At 58.0% G+C, this 3,838-nt stretch carries 4 protein-coding genes; 3 read left to right on the forward strand and 1 reads right to left on the reverse strand.

From position 1 onward, the window contains the following. Positions 1–360 (reverse strand): hypothetical protein (locus VMW13_04480; GenBank protein ID HUV44070.1); only part of this gene is annotated, 360 nt, incomplete at its 3' end. Positions 361–665: 305 nt separating this feature from the next. Between VMW13_04480 and VMW13_04485 the strand changes: the two genes are divergently transcribed. The 3 genes from VMW13_04485 to VMW13_04495 all read left to right on the forward strand — a co-directional run bounded on the left by VMW13_04485 (position 666) and on the right by VMW13_04495 (position 3,735). After that, positions 666–1,475, forward strand: a complete 810-nt coding sequence (locus tag VMW13_04485; GenBank protein ID HUV44071.1) for a prepilin peptidase — start codon at positions 666–668, stop codon at positions 1,473–1,475. Positions 1,476–1,502: 27 nt separating this feature from the next. Then, positions 1,503–2,639, forward strand: coding sequence for a glycerate kinase (locus tag VMW13_04490; protein ID HUV44072.1), 1,137 nt, complete (start codon positions 1,503–1,505; stop codon positions 2,637–2,639). Positions 2,640–2,748: 109 nt separating this feature from the next. Next, complete coding sequence (locus VMW13_04495) at positions 2,749–3,735, forward strand: D-glycerate dehydrogenase (GenBank protein HUV44073.1); 987 nt, start codon at positions 2,749–2,751, stop codon at positions 3,733–3,735. Positions 3,736–3,838: the final 103 nt, after the last annotated feature.

Here is a 3,838-nt window from a genome sequence, read left to right on the forward strand (position 1 = left end):
GTATACACCCATGACCTCATCTCCCAGTGCACTCTTCCCTCTGACTTTGAAGACCAACTCTCCGACCACAAGCTCGCCATGGAAAGTTCCGGTCTGTTCCGAATCGACGTTCGCCTTGTAGGTCATGGTGAACCAGCCATCCGCGTCCCCGAACATCATGCCGGCTACCGTACGTTCGGACACTATCCACCGACCGCTTTGCCCAGCCGGCTTCACAATGCCATCATCTATAAACGTGATGAAGCCGGTAGCCCCGAAATCCTCGAACGCTTTGCCTTTTGCCGCCAGGGCCGTCCCCGGCATGACGACACTGAGGATTAGGGAGGCCGCCAGGATGATGCACAAGAGTTTTCTTTTCATTGTCCTACCTTTCTTTTAGCAGTAGAATGCTGCGGGCATCCTTGAATGCAATAGCATACCATATCAATGCAAGTACCACAAGCCCTCTGGTCGGGGATGGCTGCATCAGCCTCCGCCCGAATGTACTCGCACCTGCGGCCAGGGGTACCTCTCCCAACTCTCTGCTTCCTTATACCTGCTTTCATTCTAGGATACAAAAGGTCATGACGCAATACGCTATTAGTACTGGTACCCGTATAGCCCAATAGTACTATTACCCTGAAGCCATTTGACCCGTTACGCAAAAACGTTCAGAATGTAACGGTATGGAAATCACGCTGATAGTCATATTTACCCTTCTCGGTGCCGCTGTTGGCAGCTTCCTGAATGTTTGCATCGACCGCCTCCCTGCCGGGAAGTCCCTGGTCTCCCCCCCATCCTTCTGCGATGCCTGTCAGCGTCCTCTACTCCTCAAAGACCTTATCCCCCTGTTCAGCTTCCTCCGGCTGCGCCGCCGCTGTCGCTATTGCGGGGCACCCCTGCCCTGGCGTGTGTTCCTGGTGGAAGCCAGCACTGCAGTCCTGTTCGGAATCCTGTACTGGCACTACGGCCTGACACTGCAATTCGGTATTACCATCTTCTACTTCTGCGTCTTCATAGTCATCCTGGTCATCGACTTCAAGCACCAGCTCATTCTCAACAAGATTGTCTATCCGGTTGCAGTAGTAGCCCTGCTGCTCGATGTCCTCGCACCACAACCGGAAATGTTGACCCTGGCACCGAATGCCTTCCTGGGTATGCCGGATATTGCCGCTCGTACCGTCTCCGGCATCGCCGGTGGTGCCGCAGGCTTCATCATGCTGCTGTTACCCGCTCTCATCTTCGGTGGAGGAATGGGGATGGGTGACGTCAAGATGGCCGCTCTCATCGGCCTGGCGGTCGGTTTCCCCAGGGTATTCGTTGCCGTCTTCGGTGCGATAGTCCTCGGTGGCTTTCTCGCCGTTTTTCTTGTCCTGACCAGGTTAAGGAAGCGAAAAGATGCGATTCCCTTCGGCCCATACCTTTCCCTGGCAACGATGGCAACCCTGGTCTTCGGCAATCAGCTTCTCGACTGGTACCTGGGATTCTTTTCCTGACAGCTACACCGCCTTGTGGATTCAGTAATGAAGATAGTGGTCGCCCCCCAGAGTTTCAAGGGTAGTCTCTCCGCCCGGGAAGTGGCTGACGCCATCGCCCGTGGCATAAGACGTGTACTGGCTGATGCCGAGGTAGTAGTGCTGCCCATGGCCGACGGCGGAGAAGGTACGGTCGATGCCCTGGTCTTTGCCACCGGCGGCAGGACAATGCAAACTGAAGTGTCCGGGCCTCTGGGTGACAGGGTCATCGCCGCCTGGGGAATCCTCGGTGACGGGGCGACTGCCGTGGTGGAGATGGCGGCTGCTTCCGGCCTGGTGCTGGTACCAGCGGACAGGCTGGACCCACTGACGGCCACGACATACGGTACCGGAGAGCTGGTCCGGGCAGCCCTTGATAGTGGATGTCACCGGATCATCATCGGCATCGGCGGTAGCGCCACCAATGACGGTGGTGCCGGCATGGCTCAGGCCCTGGGCGCAAAGCTGACCGACCGGGAAGGCAGGGAGCTTCCCCCGGGTGGTGCCGCCCTGGCCAGCCTGAGACAGATAGATATCTCCGGACTGGACAGCCGCCTCGCCGAGAGTCAGGTTACGGTCGCCTGCGATGTCACCAACCCGCTCTGCGGTAAAGAGGGCGCATCGTGGGTCTACGGGCCACAGAAAGGGGCCACCGAAGCGATGTGCCGCCAGCTCGATGAGGCCCTGGCTAACTATGCCTCCGTAATCAAGAAAGACCTGGGTATCGACATCAGGGACATGCCCGGGGCAGGGGCAGCCGGAGGGCTGGGTGCGGGTCTGGTAGCATTCGCTGGTGCCAGGCTGGTGCCCGGTATCGAGATTGTCAGTGATGCTGTGGGGCTTGTCGAGCATCTGAAAGGAGCTTCACTGGTCCTCACCGGCGAAGGCAGGCTTGACACCCAAACCACGTTCGGCAAGACGGTCGCCGGAGTTGCCAAAAATGCAAAGGTGCTGGGCGTACCCGTGGTGGTCATTGCCGGGGAGCTTCACGGCGACCTGAAGGAACTGTACCGGTACGGTATCGACGCCGCCCTGAGCATCGCCCCCGGGCCCATCACACGGGAAGAATCGGAGGCAGATGCGGCCCGCCTCATCGCCGATGCGTCCGAGCGGGCACTGCGGCTGGTCCTGATTAATCCCCATTGATGTCCGCCGCACGACAATTGACATATCTCTATCGCACACTTACAATCAGCATTAGCACACTCGTGGAAAAGAGGAACTGGTACCGGAAACACGGTGCCAGGAGAAGAACATGACTACACCAAGGGTCTTTATTACGCGCAGGATTGAACAGGAAGCACTGAACAGGATAGCGGAGGCCGCGGAAATGGAGGTCTGGCAGGAGGAATTGCCGCCTCCTTACGATACCATCCGAGAGAAAGCCCGGGACGCCGATGGTCTGCTGACACTGCTCAGTGACCGGATTGACGCCACCGTCATGGAAGGCGCTCCCCGGCTTAAGGTAATCAGTAACTACGCCGTGGGATTCGACAACATCGACGTCGAAGAGGCTACCAGACACGGTATCGTAGTCGGTAACACCCCCGGAGTTCTCACCGAGACAACCGCCGACTTTGCCTTTGTGCTCCTCATGTCCGCTGCCAGGCGTGTGGTGGAGGCGGCCAACCACACCACGCAGGGAAAATGGCTGACATGGGGCCCGATGACACTACTCGGCCAGGACATTCACCATGCCACACTGGGCCTGGTCGGGCTGGGCCGTATCGGGAGTGAGGTCGCGCGGCGTGCCAGGGGCTTCAGCATGGAGGTCATCTACTACGATGTAACAAGGCACAGTAAGGCGGAGGAGACAGAGCTCGGTGTGGAGTATGTCCCGGACCTGAATACCCTGCTGGCTCGTTCCGACTTCATCAGCATGCACGTCCCCCTGACGGATGGAACACGCCATCTTATCGGTGCCGAGCAGTTCTCCACAATGAAACCTTCAGCCGTGTTTATCAATACATCGCGTGGCGCGGTTGTCGACCAGAAGGCGCTCTATGAGGCGCTCAAAAACCGACAAATCTTTACCGCAGCGCTTGATGTTACCGAGGTCGAGCCGATACCGCCCGATGACCCGTTACTCACTCTGGACAATGTCATCATTGCCCCACACATCGCCAGCGCCAGCTTCGCCACTCGCCGGAATATGGCCTTCATGGCCGCAGAGAACCTTCTTGCCGGGCTACGAGGAGAGATACCCCCGAATTGTGTCAATCCGGAGGCACTCAGGGCATAGAACCATTCTCTACCGGAGACCGTTGCTCTCGAATCCGGCGTCGCCAGCGTCTATATTGACAAAGCGTCATCATAGGGCTAGACTCCAATTCAGCCTGTGAAAT

The organism is Dehalococcoidales bacterium, from assembly GCA_035529395.1.
GTDB lineage: Bacteria > Chloroflexota > Dehalococcoidia > Dehalococcoidales > Fen-1064 > DUES01.

Bases quoted from the DNA above. Each gene is read 5' to 3' on its own strand.
- VMW13_04485 (HUV44071.1), top strand. From the start codon at position 666: ATGGAAATCACGCTGATAGTCATATTTACCCTTCTCGGTGCCGCTGTT.
- VMW13_04490 (HUV44072.1), top strand. From the start codon at position 1,503: ATGAAGATAGTGGTCGCCCCCCAGAGTTTCAAGGGTAGTCTCTCCGCC.
- VMW13_04495 (HUV44073.1), top strand. From the start codon at position 2,749: ATGACTACACCAAGGGTCTTTATTACGCGCAGGATTGAACAGGAAGCA.